This is a genomic window from Bacillus sp. N5-665, assembly GCF_022637375.2.
Taxonomy (GTDB): Bacteria; Bacillota; Bacilli; order Bacillales; family Bacillaceae_G; genus Bacillus_A; species Bacillus_A wiedmannii.
In genome coordinates, this window is sequence record NZ_CP093325.1 from 832,703 (window position 1) to 853,751 (window position 21,049).

Annotated in this window: 25 protein-coding genes; 19 read left to right on the forward strand and 6 right to left on the reverse strand. The window is 35.8% G+C overall.

The features are described from left to right. The first annotated feature begins 44 nt into the window (after nt 1–44). The 7 genes from MNO09_RS06720 to MNO09_RS06750 all read left to right on the forward strand — a co-directional run bounded on the left by MNO09_RS06720 (nt 45) and on the right by MNO09_RS06750 (nt 3,875). Nucleotides 45–470, forward strand: a complete 426-nt coding sequence (locus MNO09_RS06720) for a hypothetical protein (RefSeq protein WP_000532859.1) — start codon at nt 45–47, stop codon at nt 468–470. A 44-nt stretch (nt 471–514) separates the two neighbouring features. Then, nucleotides 515–847 carry a cupin domain-containing protein gene (locus MNO09_RS06725; protein WP_000859795.1) on the forward strand — a complete coding sequence of 111 codons (333 nt, stop codon included), beginning with the start codon at nt 515–517 and terminating at the stop codon, nt 845–847. Next, entirely contained in the window at nt 844–1,632 is a 789-nt protein-coding gene (locus MNO09_RS06730) for a GNAT family N-acetyltransferase (RefSeq protein WP_000736762.1), read from the forward strand. The genes MNO09_RS06725 and MNO09_RS06730 overlap by 4 nt, the downstream gene beginning before the upstream one ends. Before the next feature lie 2 nt (nt 1,633–1,634). Further along, nucleotides 1,635–1,979, forward strand: coding sequence for a DUF6176 family protein (locus MNO09_RS06735; RefSeq protein WP_001100229.1), 345 nt, complete (start codon nt 1,635–1,637; stop codon nt 1,977–1,979). A gap of 122 nt (nt 1,980–2,101) precedes the next feature. Further along, nucleotides 2,102–2,611 carry an RNA polymerase sigma factor gene (locus MNO09_RS06740; RefSeq protein ID WP_000017719.1) on the forward strand — a complete coding sequence of 170 codons (510 nt, stop codon included), beginning with the start codon at nt 2,102–2,104 and terminating at the stop codon, nt 2,609–2,611. After that, nucleotides 2,592–3,605 (forward strand): anti sigma factor C-terminal domain-containing protein, encoded by a 1,014-nt coding sequence (locus MNO09_RS06745; protein WP_088107399.1) that lies wholly within the window; start codon nt 2,592–2,594, stop codon nt 3,603–3,605. Before MNO09_RS06740 ends, MNO09_RS06745 begins: the two co-directional genes overlap by 20 nt. Nucleotides 3,606–3,668: 63 nt before the next feature. Then, nucleotides 3,669–3,875 (forward strand): hypothetical protein, encoded by a 207-nt coding sequence (locus MNO09_RS06750; RefSeq protein WP_001248904.1) that lies wholly within the window; start codon nt 3,669–3,671, stop codon nt 3,873–3,875. Between the two features lie 14 nt (nt 3,876–3,889). On the opposite strand, the gene MNO09_RS06755 is transcribed toward MNO09_RS06750, so the two are convergent. Next, entirely contained in the window at nt 3,890–4,717 is an 828-nt protein-coding gene (locus MNO09_RS06755) for a DUF2785 domain-containing protein (RefSeq protein ID WP_088107398.1), read from the reverse strand. Between the two features lie 93 nt (nt 4,718–4,810). On the opposite strand from MNO09_RS06755, the gene MNO09_RS06760 reads away from it, so the two are divergent. Together MNO09_RS06760 and MNO09_RS06765 are read left to right on the forward strand one after the other, a co-directional pair. Further along, entirely contained in the window at nt 4,811–5,185 is a 375-nt protein-coding gene (locus MNO09_RS06760; protein WP_140399257.1) for a hypothetical protein, read from the forward strand. Nucleotides 5,186–5,205: 20 nt separating this feature from the next. Continuing rightward, nucleotides 5,206–5,571 carry a DUF3221 domain-containing protein gene (locus MNO09_RS06765; protein WP_088107396.1) on the forward strand — a complete coding sequence of 122 codons (366 nt, stop codon included), beginning with the start codon at nt 5,206–5,208 and terminating at the stop codon, nt 5,569–5,571. A gap of 29 nt (nt 5,572–5,600) precedes the next feature. Here MNO09_RS06765 and pepQ read toward each other — a convergent pair whose 3' ends face one another. Next, a complete protein-coding gene (gene pepQ, locus MNO09_RS06770; RefSeq protein ID WP_061673019.1) occupies nt 5,601–6,698 on the reverse strand; it encodes a Xaa-Pro dipeptidase in 1,098 nt (365 codons plus the stop codon). Nucleotides 6,699–6,847: 149 nt separating this feature from the next. Between pepQ and MNO09_RS06775 the strand changes: the two genes are divergently transcribed. After that, entirely contained in the window at nt 6,848–7,531 is a 684-nt protein-coding gene (locus tag MNO09_RS06775) for a metal-dependent hydrolase (RefSeq protein ID WP_088107395.1), read from the forward strand. Between the two features lie 40 nt (nt 7,532–7,571). Here the strand turns inward: MNO09_RS06775 and MNO09_RS06780 are convergent, their stop codons facing one another. Continuing rightward, nucleotides 7,572–7,733 (reverse strand): hypothetical protein, encoded by a 162-nt coding sequence (locus MNO09_RS06780; protein ID WP_000976301.1) that lies wholly within the window; start codon nt 7,731–7,733, stop codon nt 7,572–7,574. Nucleotides 7,734–7,977: 244 nt separating this feature from the next. Between MNO09_RS06780 and MNO09_RS06785 the strand changes: the two genes are divergently transcribed. The 3 genes from MNO09_RS06785 to MNO09_RS06795 all read left to right on the forward strand — a co-directional run bounded on the left by MNO09_RS06785 (nt 7,978) and on the right by MNO09_RS06795 (nt 11,028). Continuing rightward, a complete protein-coding gene (locus MNO09_RS06785) occupies nt 7,978–9,291 on the forward strand; it encodes a CBS domain-containing protein (protein ID WP_000201589.1) in 1,314 nt (437 codons plus the stop codon). 442 nt (nt 9,292–9,733) lie between these two features. Continuing rightward, nucleotides 9,734–10,675 (forward strand): phosphotransferase enzyme family protein, encoded by a 942-nt coding sequence (locus MNO09_RS06790; RefSeq protein WP_088107394.1) that lies wholly within the window; start codon nt 9,734–9,736, stop codon nt 10,673–10,675. An 89-nt stretch (nt 10,676–10,764) separates the two neighbouring features. Next, complete coding sequence (locus MNO09_RS06795; protein ID WP_000093751.1) at nt 10,765–11,028, forward strand: DUF3949 domain-containing protein; 264 nt, start codon at nt 10,765–10,767, stop codon at nt 11,026–11,028. 17 nt (nt 11,029–11,045) lie between these two features. On the opposite strand, the gene MNO09_RS06800 is transcribed toward MNO09_RS06795, so the two are convergent. Next, on the reverse strand, nt 11,046–11,342 hold the full coding sequence (locus MNO09_RS06800) for a YtpI family protein (protein WP_001144772.1): 297 nt from the start codon (nt 11,340–11,342) through the stop codon (nt 11,046–11,048). 240 nt (nt 11,343–11,582) lie between these two features. Here MNO09_RS06800 and MNO09_RS06805 point away from each other — a divergent pair, with 240 nt between their 5' ends. Then, nucleotides 11,583–12,515, forward strand: a complete 933-nt coding sequence (locus MNO09_RS06805) for a DHH family phosphoesterase (RefSeq protein WP_048562137.1) — start codon at nt 11,583–11,585, stop codon at nt 12,513–12,515. 233 nt (nt 12,516–12,748) lie between these two features. Here the strand turns inward: MNO09_RS06805 and ytrI are convergent, their stop codons facing one another. Both ytrI and ytrH read right to left on the reverse strand, forming a co-directional pair. After that, on the reverse strand, nt 12,749–13,252 hold the full coding sequence (gene ytrI, locus MNO09_RS06810; protein WP_001265727.1) for a sporulation membrane protein YtrI: 504 nt from the start codon (nt 13,250–13,252) through the stop codon (nt 12,749–12,751). Next, complete coding sequence (gene ytrH / locus MNO09_RS06815) at nt 13,249–13,662, reverse strand: sporulation membrane protein YtrH (RefSeq protein WP_073516695.1); 414 nt, start codon at nt 13,660–13,662, stop codon at nt 13,249–13,251. The genes ytrI and ytrH overlap by 4 nt, the downstream gene beginning before the upstream one ends. A gap of 42 nt (nt 13,663–13,704) precedes the next feature. On the opposite strand from ytrH, the gene dnaE reads away from it, so the two are divergent. The 5 genes from dnaE to accA all read left to right on the forward strand — a co-directional run bounded on the left by dnaE (nt 13,705) and on the right by accA (nt 21,049). Beyond that, the gene (gene dnaE, locus MNO09_RS06820; protein ID WP_000673712.1) at nt 13,705–17,031 is read left to right on the forward strand and encodes a DNA polymerase III subunit alpha; all 3,327 of its coding nucleotides are present in this window, start codon (nt 13,705–13,707) and stop codon (nt 17,029–17,031) included. Nucleotides 17,032–17,164: 133 nt separating this feature from the next. Next, nucleotides 17,165–18,373 carry an NADP-dependent malic enzyme gene (ystJ, locus tag MNO09_RS06825; protein WP_161796084.1) on the forward strand — a complete coding sequence of 403 codons (1,209 nt, stop codon included), beginning with the start codon at nt 17,165–17,167 and terminating at the stop codon, nt 18,371–18,373. A 14-nt stretch (nt 18,374–18,387) separates the two neighbouring features. Further along, entirely contained in the window at nt 18,388–19,032 is a 645-nt protein-coding gene (locus MNO09_RS06830; protein ID WP_000204434.1) for a FadR/GntR family transcriptional regulator, read from the forward strand. A 185-nt stretch (nt 19,033–19,217) separates the two neighbouring features. Continuing rightward, a complete protein-coding gene (gene accD / locus MNO09_RS06835; RefSeq protein WP_000942866.1) occupies nt 19,218–20,087 on the forward strand; it encodes an acetyl-CoA carboxylase, carboxyltransferase subunit beta in 870 nt (289 codons plus the stop codon). Continuing rightward, on the forward strand, nt 20,075–21,049 hold the full coding sequence (gene accA, locus MNO09_RS06840; RefSeq protein WP_000818786.1) for an acetyl-CoA carboxylase carboxyl transferase subunit alpha: 975 nt from the start codon (nt 20,075–20,077) through the stop codon (nt 21,047–21,049). The genes accD and accA overlap by 13 nt, the downstream gene beginning before the upstream one ends.

Sequence of the window (21,049 nt, forward strand, 5' to 3'; positions counted from 1 at the left end):
TGTGATAATTTAGAATTATATAAAATTTGGGAGGGGGGATTAGATTGGGAAGAAAAAGTAAGCGGAGGAAGCATAAAAAACAAAGAGGAGTAATAAGGAGTAAACATGAGTTAGTAGTTACGAAAAAGAGACCTAGGTCTAAAATTGAAAGTGGTTTAATAGATGCGGCGAATGTTATGTATTTTATTGTCATGTGTATTATTTTTATTAACTTAATTAAGTTACCAGTTTCAAATTTATCCTTACATGTATTTGTACTTATTATTTTTTTAATGGTAGCCATTTTAGTACATGTTTTAGTGTTTGGAACATTACTATCAACTAATAAGAATGGTGGAGAAAAAAGGCAAAAAAAGAAAAGAAATTCGTCTTATTATTCAAGCTCATCAAGTGGATTCGGTGACTACAGTAGCAATGATTGTAGCAGCTCAAGTGATAGTGGAGGAGATTGCGGAGGTGGTGGAGACTAAATTAGTTTTTCAGAAGAACGACTAATGAAAGGGTGGGACGAAAGATGAAAACTGTGAATTTAATAGAATTATCGAAGGACATTCAAGATCAACATAAAAATTTTGTCGTTTCAAATGTAAATAGTCATTGCTTACGAATCGCTGTATTTACTGGTGAATATGATTGGCACTATCATTCTAATTCGGATGAATTATTTATTGTGCTAGAGGGAGAACTACTGATCGATTTTGAAGATGGAGAAACGGCGGTTTTAAAGCCAAATGATTCTATCTTAATTCCAGCATGCACGATTCATAGAACGAGAGCATTCAAGAGAACGGTAAATCTTTGTTTTGAAAATATAGAGGCTGATACGATTAAAGTGGAGCAATTATGAAAAAATTATCTGTAGCCGAGTATAGAAAAATCCTTCCGACTTTAGAAGGTCATACAAGGACAACAACCTTTGCTCATGCGGTATGTGATCAAATGATAGATGGTGAAGTTTTTGCAAACGAGAAGTTAACAGCAGGACTAATTCGTACAGCTAACGGTATCTATTATTTATTTGGTGATACGGATGATCAAAATTATAACGAATATTTATTTGCGCATTTAAAAATGGCTATTGAAAAAACAGAGAAGAGATTTACGTTGTTCACTTCGAGTGACGAGTGGGAAATGATGTTAGAAGAGCGTTTTAGTAATACACTTCGGAACATCCCGCGAATGAAATTTCAACGAGAAATTTTTGAAGAGAGAAAACGAAATGCAAACAAAAATACATATGAAGTGAAGCGTATTGATAAAAGTGATATAGAACGAAGCAATGAATTTACAGAGGAGTATTATAAAGAATATTGGGGATCAAAAGAGCTATTTTTGAACGGTGGTTTCGGATTTTGTATAGAACAAGATGGGATAATTGTAGCTGAATGTGTTTCGATATTTAATGGGAATGGATTTGCTGAAATTGATATTGCGACGCATAAAGCATATCAAGGGAAAGGATTAGCCCAAGCTGTTGCAACACGGTTCATTGAACATTGCATGCAAAATGATATTACACCGTGCTGGGATTGTTATGTAGACAATATTCCTTCGCGGAAATTAGCTAGTAAATTACGTTTTTATAATCCAATAGAATATAGATTGTTTGTACGTAAGAAAACGGGGGAATAAAAATGAATGTGGAGTTAACGAGATTTAAAGTGAAACAAGGTAAAAGTCATCGTGTAGATGAATGGATGCAGCTTCTTAATGACAATATGAAAGAAGTGCTTTTGACACTAAACGACGAGAAGATGTACGTTGAGACAATTTTCCGGGAAATAAGAGATGGAGAAGAGTACTTATATTGGTATTCTGTGCAAGGAGAAGGCGGGGCTCTTGTCGAAAATTCTCATCATGAAATTGATAAAAAGCATGTAGCGTTTTGGTATGAATGTATTGATGAAGAAGCACCGTCTGTTGATATGAAAACAGAAGTCGTTATGATTCAAGATGTTGTGAAGGAAGCGATGAAATAATAGAATAGTATGTTGGAGAGAAGCACATCAAAATAGGTGTGCTTTTTATGTTGAAAAAAATTATAGAAAAGCTGTATACATTTTACGCTCTCAAACGTTGAGTATATAGAAGGGAGAGCAGAATGAGTCATGATACGTTTGAATCGTTATTAATAGAGAAGTCAAAAGCTGTGTTTGGATACTTAATTAAGATTGGAGCAGATAGAAAAGAAGCGGAAGATATTGTGCAAGATACGCTGTATAAAGCTTTATTGCTTATGGAGGAAATACCGTTAGAGCATTTAACACCGTGGCTCTTTAGGGTTGCAATCAATCAACACCGAGATTTATATCGGAAAGAAAAAAGGCTAAATCCCATTGCGATTGAATCTGTCGTTCTTATTGGCCAAAAGTCATTAGATGAAGTGCTTTTAACAAGTGAACTACAAGGCGAGGTACAAGAAATATTGGAGACGATGACGGAGGATTATCGTCATATTTTACTGTTGAAATATGAATATGAACTATCTTATAAGGAAATTGCCATTTTATTAAGTATGAAAGAAGATACAGTAAAAACAAGTTTGTACCGTGCAAGAAATCAATTTAAAAAATTGTATAGGAGGAGAAACGATGAGTCGGAAAGACTTTGATTTGAATATGGATGATAAGCAGATGAAAGTTTTGATGAAGAGAGCGAAGCGGAAGCAACTTTGGAGAAATTGGGTTATTTCTATTTGTGCGTCCATTATTGTTATAGTAAGTTTGTTTTTGGGAGCAGCGTATTTTTCTCAGCAAACGTTTAGAAAAATGGAAAGAGAAATGAATGCACTACATAGGGTTCAAGGCCCTAATATTCGTTTCAGTGGAAGTATGTATTTAAGTCTCGGTGTTACAGGGAGTACGGTAATATATAACTCGTATAAAAATATAGCTGGCCAACCAGTAAAATGGGTAAATGATATATATGAATCTGGCATATGGGATTATAGTATGAAGCACTACAATGGTGAGCTTGTTAGTTTAGATGAGGAAAAAAGGGGTGAAGAGGCTGTTGCGATACCAGACTATAATGTACAAACAATGCAAAGAGAAATGAGGTTTTATTTACCTTTCGTTACTTATAAAAATTATGTGGATGACCTGAAAAATATTGGGGATTTGCAAAATAAAGTTGCAGAAGTAGCCTTATCTTTTGATAAATCGTATACAGTTGAACAAATTACTGAGATGCTTCCCAAAAGTGTACAGCCAGTTTGGTTTTGGGTAGATACATATAATGAAAAGAAAAGTGATTCTTATGTAGGGCTAAAAGATCCTAAAAATGGCGCAATATTAAATGCAGAAATGGCTAAAAATGTTTTTGGGTTTGAAGGGAGTTATGCAAAAGTAAAAGAAGATGTGAAAAATGATGTAACAATAAACTCAAAAGAGTTTCTATACCAAATGAAGTATTTAGCAAAAAATAGTGAAGGTATACCAAGTGATTATTTTGAACAATATTATAAAGAAATAAAAAATACGAAACCAAAAGACCTACCAATATACGGTGTAGTTGTAACAGGTAAAACAGAGGATTTACAAAGTTTACAAGGAGCACCATATATTAAGGCTGCTGTTAGAGGTGTAACAGTTGAGAAATATTGATTACAAGCTATTAATGTGAATAATCAGAAAATTTATGTTATAATATGGGAAAAGGAGGTTTATATGAGGCAAATACATGGAGCAATTTATATTTACATAACAATGTTTTTCGTGGCGATATCCTATGGATTAGGGCACGTGTATTCGCATCCTATACTAACTTTTTTAAGCGGAGCATGTATGGCGTTTGCGATTCTTGTCCACCTTTTCTCAGTTTGGATCGTGAAATTTCAATTAAATATTAGTGAAATAGAAGAAGGCACTTTCTAAGTGGCCTTCTTTTTTTAATAATATTTTGGAAGTTCTCGTAGCGATTTTTCAATTTTGCATTCGGTTTCTTCACATATAGAAAGTGTACGTAGTCTGAAAAATAAGCTGCGTAGGAAAGATTTTATATTTCCGTATAGAAACTCGTATGATTCAATATGTAGTGTTTGTTTTTGGACTGGTAATTGAGCTACTAAGTCATGAAGGGCTAATATGAGTACGTCTTCCTTTAGACTATTTTGTAGCATTGAGACAATCGGATAAACGAGTCGCTCGTCTTCTTCATATTTGTAGTAAATAGAATGGACACAAACTTTGTTTAATAAAGTTTGTAATATTTCTTCGTAATGTAAAGTTTCCAGTTTAGGACTACGAACAAGCGCTTCAAATGTATCAGAAGCATGAGCGATACTATGTGCCCAGCCGTGGTCTTGAACATATCCACGGAAATCATGTTCATTGTTCATATATAGAATCAATTGATCTTTTACAGTTAAAATATCATTCTGTGATAAGAAATTATATTTTGTATCAGCATCAATAATGAGCGCAAGTAATAATGTCGTAAATGCGCGGGTAAATACAGCATCTTCGTCATCCGAATGAATTTTATACAATAAATATTTTTCACTCATGCTTTCTAATAATAGTTTCTCTAATTGTGTGTGTGAAATGTAGTCCTTTTTGATGAGATGATAAAAAGTAGAGTAGATGAGCTTGTCTCTTAAATAGCTATCGGTAACACCGATATGCTCAAGCATATTGGAACTTAAAGAATCAATGTTAAGTGTTTTATTCAGTATGTAATTATTATTACGAATTTCTTCTAACTGTTGTTGTAACATATAAACCTCCTATTTTAGAAAATTCTGTATTTTTATAATATAATAAGAGGAAGAAATAGACAATAAATAAGTGCTTTTGAATGGAGGGGCATTATGAAGAGAGCATTATTCTTTTTTATTAGTATTTTCTTTTTAGGAAGTTGTTCGATTTCGTATGTTACTTTTTCTAGCGAGAGCAAAAGTTGGGCGGGGCAATATAAAGGATATATTAAGGATGACAGTGAAGATGGAATGTTTACGTTTCAGTATAAGGGCGGAGATGGAAATACAGAATTTAAAAATTTAGAGATTGCTATTAATGGAGCCTTTAGTACAATGAAAGAAACGTCAGAAGTTCATAAAGGAGTAAGGATTGAAATGAAATCTTCTTGTGTAAGTTGTGCGCCTCTATCTAAAGATGAACCGATAGAGGTTGTGATTAAATGGGATGATAAGTATGAGGAGAAGATGGTGTTAAATTTGAAATAGCTTAGAGTAAGGAGTTAAAAATGAATAGGCGTATGAAAAACTTTATGTTTTTAAGTGTATTTCTAATCATATTATCAGCGTGTACTACAAAACAAGTAGAGCAAGTAGCAGTAAAAAAAGTACCTGAAGAGGGGTATGTCATAGTAAGAAATGACACGGCATTTTTTGTCGATGATAAAACGTTTGAAACAAAAGTAGAGTTGCAAAATTATATAGAACAACAAATGAATAAAGAATATCCATCACATACGGTTTTGAGCTTTAAGGATAAAAGCGCATATAATCAATTAAAAACAGGGGATAAAATAAAAGTATGGTTTTCTCAAATACTTGAAAGTTATCCAGCAAAAATGATTGTAGAGAAATGTGAAATAGTAGAAAAATAGAAAAAGGCAGCAATTAAGCTGCCTTTTTCTTATTTCACAAATTGTAATTCTTTCGGGAATTTCGTTAAAATTTCTGACCCGTCTTTTGTGATGTAAATATCATCTTCAATACGAACGCCACCTACGTTTGGTACATAAATACCTGGCTCGATTGTGAAGACCATACCTTCTTTTAATGGAGACTCGTTACCAGCTTTTACATCTGGATATTCGTGTACGCTAATTCCAAGTCCGTGACCAAGGCGGTGTGGGAAGAAGTCCCCGTAACCTGCATCTGCGATAACAGAACGAGCAGCGTTGTCGATTGCGCCAAGTGTAACACCTGGTTTACATGCTTCAACTGCTTGTAGTTGTCCAGCAAGTACAGTGTTATAAATGCGAGTTTGTTCTTCAGAAATTTCACCGAATGCCACTGTACGTGTAATGTCAGAGCAATAACCTTCAATGATTACGCCTAAATCAAATAGTACGAAATCGCCGCGTTTCATTTTGTTTGCACCTGGAATACCGTGTGGAAGAGCAGAGTTTGCACCTGCTAATACCATCGTATCAAATGACATTTTATGTATGCCTTTTGTTTTTAATTCATGTTCAATAATTGCTAATACTTCTAGCTCGCTACGATTTTCTTTAATTGCATTTACACCCACTTCAACAGCATAATCTGCCATTTTAGCTGCTTCGCGTAAAATAGAAAGTTCTTTTTCATCTTTAATTAAGCGAAGTTCACGAACTTTTTCCTCAGCTGATTTGAAATCTGCATTTGGGAATAACTTTGTTAATTCTTCGTAGCGCTCTACGTTTAAATGTTCTTTTTCAATTGCAACTGCATTTGCATTGATGCCGCGGTCTTTAATTGCTTTTGCAATCATATCCCATGGTCTGTCAGTATCAGTAAATCCGATAATTTCATGTGCCCAGCCAGCGTTACGCGCTTGACCTTCTTCCATTTTAGGGCAAATTAAAATAGGTTCTTTTTCTTGGAATACAAACATACCAAGAAGTCTTTCGTGTGGTTCGCAGTGGAAGTTTGTCATGTAGAAAACGTTTGGTGTAGAAGTTAAGAACGCAGCTTCTACGTTTTTTTCTTTTAGCCATTGCATTAAATTTTCTAATCTAGCATTCATCGATTGGCACCCCCGAGATATTTAATTACAAATATAACTTTACATCGGAAGAAAGCGTTATGACAAGTAAATAGATGTTAGAAAAGACAGGGAATTGAAAAATCATGTAGAATAAAAAATGAGAATGTGAATAGGGGAGGAATGTAGTAATGAAAGTATCTTATCACGGGCATTCAGTTGTAAAGATTGAAACGAATGGAAAAGTGATTTTAATTGACCCATTTTTAACTGGAAATCCGACAGCGGATTTAAAGGCTGAAGATGTCAAAGTAGATGCAATTCTTTTATCGCATGGACATGGTGATCATGTTGGAGATACAGTAGAGCTTGCGAAGAAAAATAATGCAGTTGTTGTGGCACCATTTGAACTAGCGACATTTTTAAGTTGGCAAGGTGTAAATACACATCCGATGCATATTGGTGGTTCGCATGAATTTGACTTCGGAAAAGTGAAGTTTACACAAGCATTCCACGGTTCTAGTTATATTAATGAAGAAAATAAGACGATTACATATACAGGTATGCCAGCAGGTATTTTATTTACAGCAGAAGAAAAAACTGTGTATCATGCAGGGGATACTGCTCTATTCTCTGATATGAAATTAATTGGGGAGCTAAATAACATTGATATAGCATTTTTACCAATTGGTGATAATTTCACAATGGGACCAGAAGATGCTGTTTTAGCAGCAAAATGGGTTCAGGCGAAAACTGTTGTACCGATGCATTACAATACGTTCCCGGTTATTGAACAAGATCCATATCAATTTGTAGAAAAGCTACAAAATTGTACAGGAAAAGTATTAGAAGCTGGAGAAAGTATTACACTATAGAAAAGAAACCCTTCATTTGAAAAGACAAGTGAAGGGTTTTTTACGTGTGTAGGACAGCTTTTAAAGGTTGTACTTGTTTTGACGATTCTTTTCTTTTTGGAAGTGGCTGTTCAGGTGTTTCATTCAATTCCATTGCAACTTTTTTTCCGTCTACGAAAGCTAAAAATACAGCACCTACAACCTCTAATAATTTTTTCATCATGTATCCGCTCCTTTGTTTCATTTCTTGTCTTCATTGTATATGGAAGCGGCTGGACAAACTATCGAACGAGATGACAATACCATTACATTGTTGTAATAGAAGAAGTAGTGTCATGTAAGGCGTATTTTGTTATAAAAAAAATAGTACAGATATATAAAGAGAGAGTGTAACAGTTTTGAAAATATAGTATACTGAAAATACAACACATGAAGAATTTAGGGAAAAGAAAGTATGGTGAAACCATTTGGCTACCAAGCATAACCAAATTTTAGAACATATTAATAGCCTGCCAGTAGGGCATAAAATTTCTGTAAGGCAAATTGCAAAAGATTTGAGTGTAAGTGAAGGGACAGCTTACCGTGCAATTAAAGATGCAGAAAATAAAGGGTATGTTAGTACGATTGAACGTGTCGGAACCATTCGAATTGAACAAAAGAAGAAAGAAAATATTGAAAAGTTGACATATGCAGAAGTTGTTAACATTGTTGATGGCCAAGTACTTGGAGGCAGAGAAGGACTACATAAAACGTTAAATAAATTCGTAATCGGGGCAATGAAATTAGAAGCGATGATGCGCTATACAGAAGCTGGAAACTTACTTATTGTCGGTAACCGTACGAACGCGCATCAATTAGCGTTAGAAACTGGAGCCGCTGTATTAATTACGGGCGGATTTGATACGGAAGATCATGTGAAGAAATTAGCAGATGAATTAAAACTGCCGATTATTTCAAGTAGTTACGATACATTTACAGTTGCAACGTTAATTAACCGTGCGATTTACGATCAGCTGATTAAGAAAGAAATTGTACTCGTTGAAGATATTTTAACGCCAATTGAAGAAACGTTATATTTAAAACCAAATGATACAGTGCAGCAATGGCATGCGTATAACGAAGAGACGATGCACGGAAGATATCCGATTGTTGATGAAAATAAAAAGGTATTAGGTATTGTGACTTCTAAGGATATGATTGGTGTTGTAAAAGAAACACCAATTGATAAAGTAATGACAAAGCATCCAATTACGGTAAATGGAAAAATGTCTGTCGCAGCTGCGGCACGTATGATGGTGTGGGAAGGTATTGAGTTACTTCCTGTTGTTGATGAAGGAAATAAGTTGCAAGGTATTATTAGTCGTCAAGATGTACTTCAGGCGTTGCAAATGATTCAGCGCCAACCACAAGTCGGCGAAACAATCGATGATATTGTAACGAATCAATTTATGACGCCGAAAGAAGCGAAAAATGAACATTTATATCAATTTTCAGTGACGCCGCAAATGACGAATTCAATCGGAACGTTATCTTACGGTGTATTCGCAACAATTGTGACGGAAGCAACGAATCGCGTTATTCGTGCGCAAAAGAAGAGTGATTTAATTGTTGAGAACTTAACAATTTATTTCGTAAAACCAGTTCAAATTGACAATGTTGTATCGGTTCATCCGAAAGTATTAGAAATTGGACGTAAATTTGGTAAGGTTGATGTAGAAGTGCATCATGAAGGTAATGTCGTCGGGAAAGCATTACTTATGGTGCAGTTGATCGATAAATAAAAAGATGGAGCAGACCGCTTTGGTTTGTTCCATTTTTTTTTAGAACGCTACATGAGGGAGTTTTAAAATGTAGTTAGCAACTGAATCTATCATGGTTTGAATTGCGAAAGCGAAAAATAAATCACATTCTGTTTCATATTTATAAATAGGAACACGTAATCATTTGAAGATGCTTGAACAATAATTATGGAGGTGTCGAATGGGAAATTTCGTTTAATCCATTAGGCTTTTTCTTTAACTTTATATTGTTTTATTGGATTTTGAAGTTATTATTTAAGCTCGGTGGGCGTTTTAAGTAGAGAAGTGAAAAAATAGAAGGATATGTATCAATGTGGATAGAAAATTGGTTGTTAGTCGATTACGCTACTAATCGTTAAGAGATAACAATAATGTAATTGGATAAAAGGGACTACGCTTCACTATAGGAACTAGGGGGAGAAGAATGGATTTTCACACTAAAGAGCAGTTATGTAAGCAATATAATTTAAATAGTCTTACGAAAGTTTCATTGTTACATGGGGGAGAAAATCAAACATATATATTCGAATCGGACAAAAATAAATTTGTAGTTAGGCAGTACAGAGAAGGACGTTATACATGCGAGCAAATAGAGGCTGAAATACATTGGTTAATAGCGATACAAAAACAAATGTTAGTACCAGAAGTAGTTGTCAATAAAAGTGGTGATTTGATCACACCTATTATGAAAGGTGAGGGAAGTATCCAGTATTTTGTTGTCTTTAGGTTTATAAACGGAAGTGAAATTTTAGAACCAAAGGATAAAGATTATGAAAAGCTTGGATCATTAATGCGAATGTTTCATGAAAAAACAAATGGAGTGCTCAAAAGAGTACCGCAAACTTGGAGAGGTTATGAAAGGCCTATATATAGTGAGCGAAAGGTAAACCATGAACCTTTACAACGATTACTAAATGCTTCATTTCTATCGCATGCGGATAAGCATAAGTGCATAAGAATTGCAGAAAGAATACAAGAACTCGAAAATTCAACTCAACTAGGAGAAAAACAATTTGTTCACGGTGATATGCATTTTGGCAATGTTCTTGTAGACAGAGAGGATTGGTATTTACTCGATTTTGATGAATGTGGATTTGGCTATAAAGAGTTTGATATTGGTGTTCCGAGATTGCATTTAATTGCTTCGGGACAGTTAGAAGACGCATGGGGGAATTTCATGATGGGATATGGGGAAAATATTTCGGAAGCAGCTATTCGACTTGGGACTGCTTCGAGAATTTTTTATATGGCGGGAAAGATTCCGTTAAGACTGGATATAGAGCCTATTAGAAAAGATCCCGGTGCTTTTATTCGGCGATATGTTCAGTATGCTGAAGAGGAATTATGTGGTGAGACAATTGTATAACTAAAAAACAGAATATTAATTTAATTAGAGTTTATACTATGTTATAATTAAATTGTAAGAAAATGGATTTAGGGAAGGTGGTATGCATTATGTCATCAGAAGTGCTCTTTTTTGGTGGGATCGCACTATTTTACTTTCTTGTGATGATACCGCTTCAATATTTATATTTACAAGGTTTACATGAAAAAAAGAAACGAACAGGATTATCTCAGCAAGAATTATATGAAAAAATGTCTTTTGAAGAAGAACAATTACATTTTCACGTACAAGGCAACCCCTTTAATATACCGTCTGCGTTTGTTGCATATATGATTTTAAAAGTTAGGGGACGTAAAAAAGCATCACAATATTGATGCTTTTTTATGTTGCTTCAGACAGATTCAGCTTCTTCAACTGCTAATGGTAAGAAATGTTTGTATTGGCGAAATCCATTAAATACACTTGCACTACCAAATAGAACAAATAAAACACCAACGATAATACGAGCGGTTGAAAGTTCTAAAAAGAATTGGTTTATCCCGAAGAATAAGACGAATGAACCAAGTGCCATTGCGGATTTTCCTGAGAGCCAACCTTTCTCCATTGGGCGGTTTGTACGAAAGTATTTTGTTTTGTAGAAGAGGTACAACATAAATGAGACGATAATACAGAAGACTAATACTGGCATCATGCACACTCCCATCGCTTTGTGAAAAATAATAGTGGAGAAAAAATAAATATCTAAACTTTCTAACTTTTATTATAAAGCAATTGTTCGCATGTATGAAATACTTTCCGTTATAATGAAGGATAAAGTGAAACTTTAATTAGTGCGGGGATGTTACTGCGCGCTAATGATTAGCCTGCACCGATTGGGATGTTACTGCACGTTAAAGTGGAGAAGTTGAGTAAAAAGGAGATTATACATATGCATGAGCAAATTTTAGGAGCAATTAAAGAGTTTGATACAATTATTATTCATCGTCATGTGCGTCCAGATCCAGATGCATTAGGTTCACAGGGCGGTCTTGGTACAATTCTACAAGAATCGTTTCCAGAGAAAAATATTTATACGGTTGGGTACAATGAACCGTCACTAGAATATTTACGAGTAATGGATGATATTGAAGATAGTGTATATGAAAATGCACTTGTTATCGTATGTGATACTGCGAACCAAGAACGTGTTGACGATCAACGCTATGCAAAAGGGAAGATGTTAATTAAAATTGATCATCATCCGAATGAAGATCCGTACGGAGATATTACGTGGGTAGATACGACAGCAAGTTCTACAAGTGAAATGATCTATGAGTTTTACAGTTATGGAAAAGATAAAGGATTACAGATAACGAAAGAAGCAGCTCGTCTTATTTTAGCGGGTATTGTTGGGGATACAGGTCGTTTCTTATTCCCGAATACAACAGCGAAAACACTTCGTTACGTAAGTGAGCTTGTCGATATGGATGTGAAATTCACAGATTTATACAATGAAATGTATAAGACGAAAGAAAAAATTGCTCGTTTAAACGGCTATATTTTACAAAACTTTACGATGGTAGAAGAAGGAGCAGCTTACATTAAATTAACGAAAGAAGTATTAGAAAAGTTTGATGTACTTCCTTCTGAGGCATCTGGCGTTGTTGGAGCACTTGGTAATATTGATGGATTAAAGTCGTGGGTTCTATTTTTAGAGGAAGACGATGTGATTCGTGTTCGTCTTCGCTCAAAAGGACCAGTGATAAATAAATTAGCGATGCAATATAATGGCGGAGGGCATCCGATGGCTTCTGGTGCAAAAGCATCTTCTTGGGAAGAAGCGGATCGTCTTTTTGCTGATTTACGTGAGCTGTGTAGATAAAAAATTGTATGTTGAACGAAAGAGAAGGAGGACGCTTAAGCCCTTCTTTTTTGTTTTTAAAATGAAACATCAATAAATAGGGGTTTTTTGTTATTTATGAGATTGATTTGATGAAATAATGAAAAACTCCCAAAAACGTCTTTTTTTATGTTTTAAGAGAACCCTCATGACGATAATAAAATAAAAAGCCCCTCCATTTATCGAGTCATATATGTCGATAAAGTGGAGGGATTTTATTTTTCTTTTTCTATAGCAATGCTAATTTCAAGCACGGTATCAAAAGATATTGTATCGACTTTAAAGCGGTATAGACGATCGTAATGTTTATACGTTTTATTTTCGATTGCTTTTTTGAGTAGGTCTTTATTTTTTGCGATACTTTGTATGTTTTTCGTTAAAAGATGCTGGAGGTCATTATGAATAGAAGTGGTCATATTTTCGAGTGTAAGATTGTCTAAATCGTATTTTTCTCGATTGATTATTTTTATTTTAATCTCTTGAATAGTTAAGAGTCGTTTATTTTCTGTATTCAATTTTTCTTGATCTTCGAGAAGGACGTGGAGCTTTGCTTCTTGTTTTTCTATAATTTCTCGTTGCTCTGCTATTTTACTAGCTTGTTCTTCTTGAAAAACACCGTATATGTACAAAAAAACAAACCAGCTCAACACGCCTCCAACAGCAGCACCAGCTAAAACTAAATACCATTTTTTTGCTGTATTGGCACTTGGTACTCTCATACATGTTCCTGCGTTAGCCATTTAATAATAGTAAGACCTGTTTGCATACCACCCGTTGCGAAAAAAATAAGGAGAATTTGTTTTACAATATCTTTCATATCTCCGCCAAAGAAACTTCTTTCAAAGCTATAAAAAGTATCAAATGTTCCACCAATTGCTGCAACGAGTGCCCAAATTCTTAAATTTTGGGCGAATTGATTAATGTAAGTTAGAGTTGGTTTTCCGATAAGAAATGCACCAAATCCACCAATTAATGAACCACCAAGTATAACCCCAAAGGCAATAAAATAACTAATAATAAGCAGAGAGAAAAAAGTATGTTCTCTTACATCCATCGTCATTCCCCTTTCTTCTTCATATATATGGACAAAGTATAAGAAGTATGTTTTGATTTCCGCTTTCCTCATCACCTATAATAAAAGTAGTCAGATTGGTAAAGAGAGGGTACAACAGTGAAGTTTGTGCATTTACAATGTCAAACCGTTTTTAGTTTATTAAAAAGTGCTTGTAAAATTGATGAGCTTGTAGTCAGGGCGAAAGAACTTGGTTTTTCGTCACTCGCTATTACGGACGAAAATGTTATGTATGGCGTTATTCCGTTTTATAAAGCATGTAAGAAACATGGTATACAGCCTATTATCGGCTTAACAGCTTCTATTTTTAGTGAAGAAGAGGAAAAATCTTATCCGCTTGTTTTACTTGCTGAAAATGAAATGGGCTATCAAAATTTATTAAAGATTTCTAGTAGCATTATGACGAAGTCAAAAGAAGGTATTCCGAAAAAGTGGCTTGCCCATTATGCGAAAGGATTAATTGCTATTTCACCAGGTAAAGATGGGGAAATTGAACAATTATTATTAGAAGACAAAGAGAGTGAAGCTGAAGAAGTAGCTCGCATGTATCAAAGCATGTTCGGCAATTTTTATATGAGTTTGCAGCATCATGCGATTCAAGATGAACTGCTCCTGCAAGAGAAATTACCTGCATTTATGAGTAGGATAAATGTTCCGGTTGTTGCAACAAACGATGTACGCTACATCAATCAAAGTGACGCACTTGTTCATGAGTGCTTATTATCTGTTGAAAGTGGAACGAAAATGACTGATCCAGATAGACCAAGGTTGAAAACGGATCAATATTATTTAAAATCATCAGATGAAATGGAAGCACTATTTTCTCACGTAGAAGAAGCGATTTATAACACAGTAGAAATTGCAGAACGTTGCAGAGTAGAAATACCGTTTCATATAAATCAATTACCGAAATTTCCTGTTCCAGCTAACGAGACGAATGATATGTATTTACGCCGCGTTTGTGAAGAAGGCTTGCAGAAACGATATGGTACGCCGAAAGAAGTACATATAAAGCGTTTGAATCATGAATTAAACGTTATTTCTAGTATGGGGTTTAGTGATTATTTCCTCATCGTGTGGGATTTTATGAAGTATGCGCATGAAAATCATATTTTAACAGGACCAGGACGTGGATCGGCAGCTGGCTCACTCGTTTCTTACGTATTAGAAATTACAGATATTGATCCGATTGAATATGATCTATTATTTGAAAGATTTTTAAACCCCGAACGTGTGACACTTCCAGATATTGATATCGATTTTCCGGATATAAGACGTGATGAGATGATTCGATATGTGAAAGATAAATATGGTCAGCTTCGTGTTGCACAAATCGTAACGTTCGGGACGCTTGCAGCGAAAGCGGCAATTAGAGATATTGCGCGTGTAATGGGGCTTCCGCCGCGAGATATTGACATATTCTCAAAACTTATCCCATCAAAGCTCGGTATAACGTTAAAAGATGCATATGAGGAATCGCAATCACTCCGTGAGTTCATACAAGGGAATCTGTTGCATGAGCGTGTGTTTGAAATTGCAAAACGTGTAGAAGGCTTACCGCGTCATACGTCTATTCATGCAGCTGGCGTTATTATGAGCCAAGAGCCGTTAACAGGAAGTGTTGCGATTCAAGAAGGGCATAACGATGTGTATGTTACACAATATCCAGCTGATGCATTAGAAGAACTTGGTTTGTTAAAGATGGATTTTTTAGGATTACGTAATTTAACGTTACTTGAAAATATTATAAAGTTTATTGTGAAAAAGACGGGGACACAAATTGATTTAAGAAATTTACCACTTCAAGATGAAAAGACGTTCCAATTGTTAGGTAGAGGGGATACAACAGGTGTATTCCAGCTTGAATCAGGTGGTATGCGAAATGTACTTCGCGGGTTAAAACCGAATGAATTTGAAGATATTGTCGCTGTTAACTCATTATATAGACCAGGACCAATGGAACAAATTCCAACTTTTATTGAATCAAAGCACGGAAAAAGAAAAATTGAATATTTACATCCGGATTTAAAGCCGATTTTAGAAAGAACGTACGGTGTAATTGTATACCAAGAACAAATTATGCAAATTGCGTCGAAGTTGGCGGGATTCTCGCTCGGAGAAGCAGATTTATTACGCCGTGCAGTGAGTAAAAAAAATCGTGATATTTTAGATCAGGAGCGTAAGCATTTTGTACAAGGCTGTTTACAAAATGGTTATGACGAGACATCCGCAGAGAAAATTTATGATTTAATTGTAAGATTTGCAAATTACGGTTTTAACCGAAGTCACGCTGTAGCCTACAGTATGATTGGATATCAGCTTGCTTACTTAAAAGCGAATTATACGCTGGAATTTATGACAGCATTATTATCAAGTGCAATTGGAAATGAAGATAAGATTGTGCAGTATATACGAGAAACGAAGCGGAAAGGTTTTCACGTTTTGCCGCCGTCTCTTCAGAGAAGTGGTTACAATTTCCAAATAGAAGGTAATGCGATACGTTACAGCTTACTTTCAATTCGAAACATTGGAATGGCTACAGTGACAGCATTACTCGAAGAACGAGAGAAAAAAATATTTGAAGATTTATTTGAATTTTGTCTTCGTATGCCATCAAAGTTTGTAACAGAGCGAAATTTAGAGGCGTTCGTCTGGTCTGGGTGTTTTGATGATTTTGGTGTTTCGAGAACAAACTTATGGAAAAGCCTTAAAGGAGCGTTAGAGTACGCAAATCTTGCACGTGATTTAGGAGATGCTGTTCCAAAATCAAAATACGTGCAAGGAGAAGAGCTCTCTTTTATTGAACAGTTAAATAAAGAGAAGGAAGCACTAGGTTTTTATTTATCAAGCTATCCGACAGCGCAGTATGTGAAGTTAGCGAAAGAATTAGAAATTCCATCCCTTGCTCAGGCGATGCGACATAAGAAAAAAGTACAAAGGGCTATCGTGTATATAACAAGCGTGAGAGTGATTCGTACGAAAAAGTTGCAAAAGATGGCGTTTATTACATTTTGTGATCAAAATGATGAAATGGAAGCAGTTCTTTTCCCTGAAACGTATATACATTTCTCAGATAAGTTACAAGAAGGAGCAATTGTTTTAGTTGACGGCATGATTGAGCTAAGAAATCATAAGTTACAATGGATTGTAAATGGACTATATCCATTAGAAGAAATGGATGTGTATGAAGAAAAGAAAGACGCATCTGTTTACGTGAAATTGCCGTCTCAGTATGAGAAAAAGCTTTTAAATCAGGTTACTAAAATATTGTTTGACTATTCAGGTTTTGCGAAAGTACTAATTTATTATGAAAAGGAACATAAAATGGTACAATTATCTCGAAGTTTATCGATTCATCCAAGTGAAGAATGTTTAGGAGCACTTCGTGAAATTGTCGGGGAAGAAAATGTGGTTGTGAAAATATAATGGACAATTTCCCTACACTTCGATTATTATAGTAGTAGTGTTCGTGGTCAGACCACTTGGAGAAATTGATATCAGCTAGAATAATTTGAGGAGAGTGGATAGTTTGTCAACACTTCGTGAAGAAGCACTTCACATGCATAAAGTGCATCAAGGAAAATTAGAAACTGTATCAAAAGTAAAAGTAGAAAATGCAAAAGATTTAAGTCTTGCATATTCTCCAGGGGTTGCAGAACCTTGTAAAGAAATTTATGACGATAAAAGTAAGGTATATGAATATACGATGAAGGGAAATATGGTAGCAGTTGTGACAGATGGCACGGCTGTACTTGGTCTTGGTAACATTGGACCTGAAGCATCTCTTCCAGTAATGGAAGGTAAAGCTGTATTATTTAAGAGCTTTGCTGGTGTAGATGCATTCCCAATTGCCTTAAATACAAACGATGTAGATAAAATTGTTGAAACTGTAAAATTAATGGAGCCAACTTTTGGCGGCGTTAACTTAGAGGATATCGCAGCACCAAACTGCTTCATTATTGAAGAACGTTTGAAAAAAGAAACAAATATTCCTATCTTCCATGATGATCAACACGGAACAGCTATCGTAACAGTAGCAGGTCTTGTGAACGCGCTAAAATTAGTTGGAAAGAAAATGTCTGACATTAAAGTTGTCGCAAATGGCGCAGGTGCAGCAGGTATTGCAATTATTAAACTTTTATATCGCTATGGTGTACGCGACATTATTATGTGTGACCGTAAAGGCGCAATCTATGATGGTCGTCCTACAGGTATGAATCCGGTGAAGGATGAAGTTGCAAAATATACAAATAAGAATCGTATCGAAGGTTCTTTAGCTGACGTTGTACAAGGTGCGGACGTATTCATTGGTGTATCTGCAGAAGGTGCATTAACAGAAGAGATGGTTCGTACAATGAATGACGATGCAATTATTTTTGCAATGGCGAATCCAGTTCCAGAAATTATGCCAGAATTGGCAAAAGCAGCGGGCGCAGCTGTTGTTGGAACGGGTCGTTCTGACTTCGCGAACCAAGTAAATAATGTACTAGCGTTCCCTGGTATTTTCCGTGGTGCACTTGACGTACATGCGACACAAATTAACGAAGAAATGAAGATGGCAGCTGTACAGGCTATTGCTGAGCTTGTAGCAGAAGATGAGTTGAATGCAGACTATATCATTCCGGCACCGTTTGACGCGCGTGTAGCGCCTCAAGTGGCAGCTTACGTTGCGAAAGCTGCAATGGAGACAGGAGTAGCTCGCCGTCAAGTAGATCCAAATGAGATTGCTGAGAAAACAAAACAATTAGCGCTGATTGGTAAAGAATAAGCGAGGAATTTCCATTGACATCATCAAATACAAAAGTATATCTCGAAATTGTAAAAAAAATCCGTTCCATTATGGAAGAAGATGGATTGGTGGCGGGGGATCGTTTGCCGTCTGAGCGTGAGTTAAGTTCACGTTTAAACGTAGGGCGTTCCTCTGTAAGAGAAGCATTGCGTGCTTTAGAACTGGTAGGATTGATTGAAACGAGACGTGGTGAAGGGACGTTTATTCGAAACTTTTACGATAACGGTCTTGTACAATTGATTGCGCCGTTCTTGCTGCAAGATGAGAAAACAATTCGTGATTTATTACAAACAAAACGATTGCTTGAGAAAGATATGATTCGAATTGTATGTAATTTGCCGAAAGAAACGTTTTCTAAAGTGCTAAGAAAATTAAATCAAGTGCTTGAAGAAAATGAAAACTCAATTCCGATGCTTCATCAAACGTTCTTTAAAACACTCATTGAACAAGTCGATAATTATTTACTATATCGCATTTGGATGATCGTAAATGATTACGTATCAACTCTTTCTTGTGAAGTTTCAGGAGATTCTATCGATATGTATAGAAAGCTTTATGCTACTTTGGAAGAAAAACAAGAAAATGATGCACTAAAAATTTACGATGAATTAGTAGAGAATATACAGTTTCACTCGTAATGTATAAAATTTGTCGAAATGACCATGACACGTTATGACAAACATTCTATCGCGTAGCGGTTAAAGTTAAACGTAAAGAGTGAGGTTATTAGACAGATTGAGAAGATAAGGCTAACATCAAACTTTGGTGTTAGCCCAATTTTCTTCTTGCGCTAACCTTAGCTCTCAATGAAGGGGGTCAAATTGTGCTAAGAGATTTATTCGTGAAAAAGAAAAAGTACGCTGCAATACCTTCAGAACAAGTACGAAAAGATGTACCGGATGGCGTTATGACAAAATGTCCGAAATGTAAAAAAATCATGTATACGAAAGAGCTTCTAAAAAATTTAAAAGTATGTGTGAATTGTGGATATCATCATCCTATGAATGCATGGGAACGTCTTGATAGTATATTGGACGAAGGGTCATTCCGTGAGTATGACAAAGAAATGGTTTCATTAAATCCACTCGAGTTTCCAGGATATGAAGAGAAACTAGAGAGCGATCGTAAGAAGACTAAATTGAACGAAGCGGTTGTAACTGGTGAAGGAACAATTGATGACATGCTTGTTGTTGTTGCAGTAATGGATTCTCGTTTTCGAATGGGCAGCATGGGCTCTGTTGTAGGAGAGAAAATTGCCCGTGCAGTTGAAAAAGCATACGACTTACAAGTTCCATTTATTATCTTTACTGCGTCGGGTGGTGCCCGTATGCAAGAAGGGATATTAAGTTTAATGCAAATGGCAAAAACAAGCGTAGCTTTGAAAAAGCATAGTAATGCAGGAGGGTTATTTATTTCTGTTATGACTCACCCAACGACGGGCGGGGTTTCAGCGAGTTTCGCTTCACTTGGTGATTACAATCTTGCAGAGCCAGGTGCACTTATCGGATTTGCTGGTAGACGTGTAATTGAACAAACGGTGCGTGAAAAACTACCGGAAGATTTCCAAACGGCAGAATTTTTATTAGAGCACGGTCAATTAGATGCGGTTGTGCATCGTGATGATATGAGAGAATCGCTCCGTAAGATTTTAGAAGTTCATCAAGGAGGGGAAATGGCTGTATGGCAGAGCTAGAATTTGAGAAACCAGTTGTTGAGCTAAGAAATAAGATTCGTGAACTGAAAGACTATACGAAAAACAGCCAGATGGACTTCAGTGAGGAGATTCGTATTTTGGAAGACAAGCTAGAAAAATTAGAGGAAGATATATACGGCAATATGAAAGTATGGGACCGTGTTCAAATTGCTCGTCATGCAGAACGACCGACAACGCTCGATTATATTGAGCACTTATTTACTAATTTTTTTGAATGTCATGGAGATCGCCTATTTGGCGACGATGCAGCGATTGTCGGCGGCATTGCGAAATATAAGGGGATGCCTGTAACTGTAATTGGGCACCAACGCGGAAAAGATACGAAAGAAAATATTCGTCGTAATTTTGGGATGCCTCATCCAGAAGGATATCGAAAAGCACTGCGTCTAATGAAACAAGCGGAAAAGTTTAATCGTCCTATTATTTGTTTCATCGATACGAAGGGAGCCTATCCTGGTAAAGCAGCTGAAGAACGTGGACAAAGTGAGGCGATTGCCCGTAATTTATTTGAAATGGCGGGTTTAACTGTCCCTGTTATTTGTATTGTTATCGGTGAAGGTGGTAGTGGTGGTGCGTTAGGTCTTGGAGTAGGGGATTACATTCATATGCTGGAAAATTCCACGTATTCTGTTATTACACCAGAGGGTGCGGCGGCAATTCTTTGGAAAGACGCTGGTAAAGCAAAAGAAGCTGCAGAAGCGATGAAAATTACAGCATTAGATTTGAAAGAATTAGGTGTAATTGACGAAATTATTCCAGAGGCAAAAGGTGGAGCGCATCGTAATATTTTAAAACAATCAGAAAATATAGATTTAATGCTTAAGAAAACTTTTGAACAATTAAGCGGAATTTCGAAAGATGAATTAATCGAAAAACGTTATGAAAAATATATGAAAATTGGGCAAGTTTCGTTTTCAAACGCTTCCATTGGGATAAAATAA

Coding starts and splice junctions, on each gene's coding strand:
- MNO09_RS06725 (WP_000859795.1), top strand. CDS start 515: ATGAAAACTGTGAATTTAATAGAATTATCGAAGGACATTCAAGATCAA.
- MNO09_RS06730 (WP_000736762.1), top strand. CDS start 844: ATGAAAAAATTATCTGTAGCCGAGTATAGAAAAATCCTTCCGACTTTA.
- MNO09_RS06735 (WP_001100229.1), top strand. CDS start 1,635: ATGAATGTGGAGTTAACGAGATTTAAAGTGAAACAAGGTAAAAGTCAT.
- MNO09_RS06740 (WP_000017719.1), top strand. CDS start 2,102: ATGAGTCATGATACGTTTGAATCGTTATTAATAGAGAAGTCAAAAGCT.
- MNO09_RS06745 (WP_088107399.1), top strand. CDS start 2,592: ATGAGTCGGAAAGACTTTGATTTGAATATGGATGATAAGCAGATGAAA.
- MNO09_RS06750 (WP_001248904.1), top strand. CDS start 3,669: ATGAGGCAAATACATGGAGCAATTTATATTTACATAACAATGTTTTTC.
- MNO09_RS06755 (WP_088107398.1), bottom strand. CDS start 4,717: ATGTTACAACAACAGTTAGAAGAAATTCGTAATAATAATTACATACTG.
- MNO09_RS06760 (WP_140399257.1), top strand. CDS start 4,811: ATGAAGAGAGCATTATTCTTTTTTATTAGTATTTTCTTTTTAGGAAGT.
- MNO09_RS06765 (WP_088107396.1), top strand. CDS start 5,206: ATGAATAGGCGTATGAAAAACTTTATGTTTTTAAGTGTATTTCTAATC.
- pepQ (WP_061673019.1), bottom strand. CDS start 6,698: ATGAATGCTAGATTAGAAAATTTAATGCAATGGCTAAAAGAAAAAAAC.
- MNO09_RS06775 (WP_088107395.1), top strand. CDS start 6,848: ATGAAAGTATCTTATCACGGGCATTCAGTTGTAAAGATTGAAACGAAT.
- MNO09_RS06780 (WP_000976301.1), bottom strand. CDS start 7,733: ATGATGAAAAAATTATTAGAGGTTGTAGGTGCTGTATTTTTAGCTTTC.
- MNO09_RS06790 (WP_088107394.1), top strand. CDS start 9,734: ATGGATTTTCACACTAAAGAGCAGTTATGTAAGCAATATAATTTAAAT.
- MNO09_RS06795 (WP_000093751.1), top strand. CDS start 10,765: ATGTCATCAGAAGTGCTCTTTTTTGGTGGGATCGCACTATTTTACTTT.
- MNO09_RS06800 (WP_001144772.1), bottom strand. CDS start 11,342: ATGCCAGTATTAGTCTTCTGTATTATCGTCTCATTTATGTTGTACCTC.
- MNO09_RS06805 (WP_048562137.1), top strand. CDS start 11,583: ATGCATGAGCAAATTTTAGGAGCAATTAAAGAGTTTGATACAATTATT.
- ytrI (WP_001265727.1), bottom strand. CDS start 13,252: ATGAGAGTACCAAGTGCCAATACAGCAAAAAAATGGTATTTAGTTTTA.
- ystJ (WP_161796084.1), top strand. CDS start 17,165: ATGCATAAAGTGCATCAAGGAAAATTAGAAACTGTATCAAAAGTAAAA.
- accA (WP_000818786.1), top strand. CDS start 20,075: ATGGCAGAGCTAGAATTTGAGAAACCAGTTGTTGAGCTAAGAAATAAG.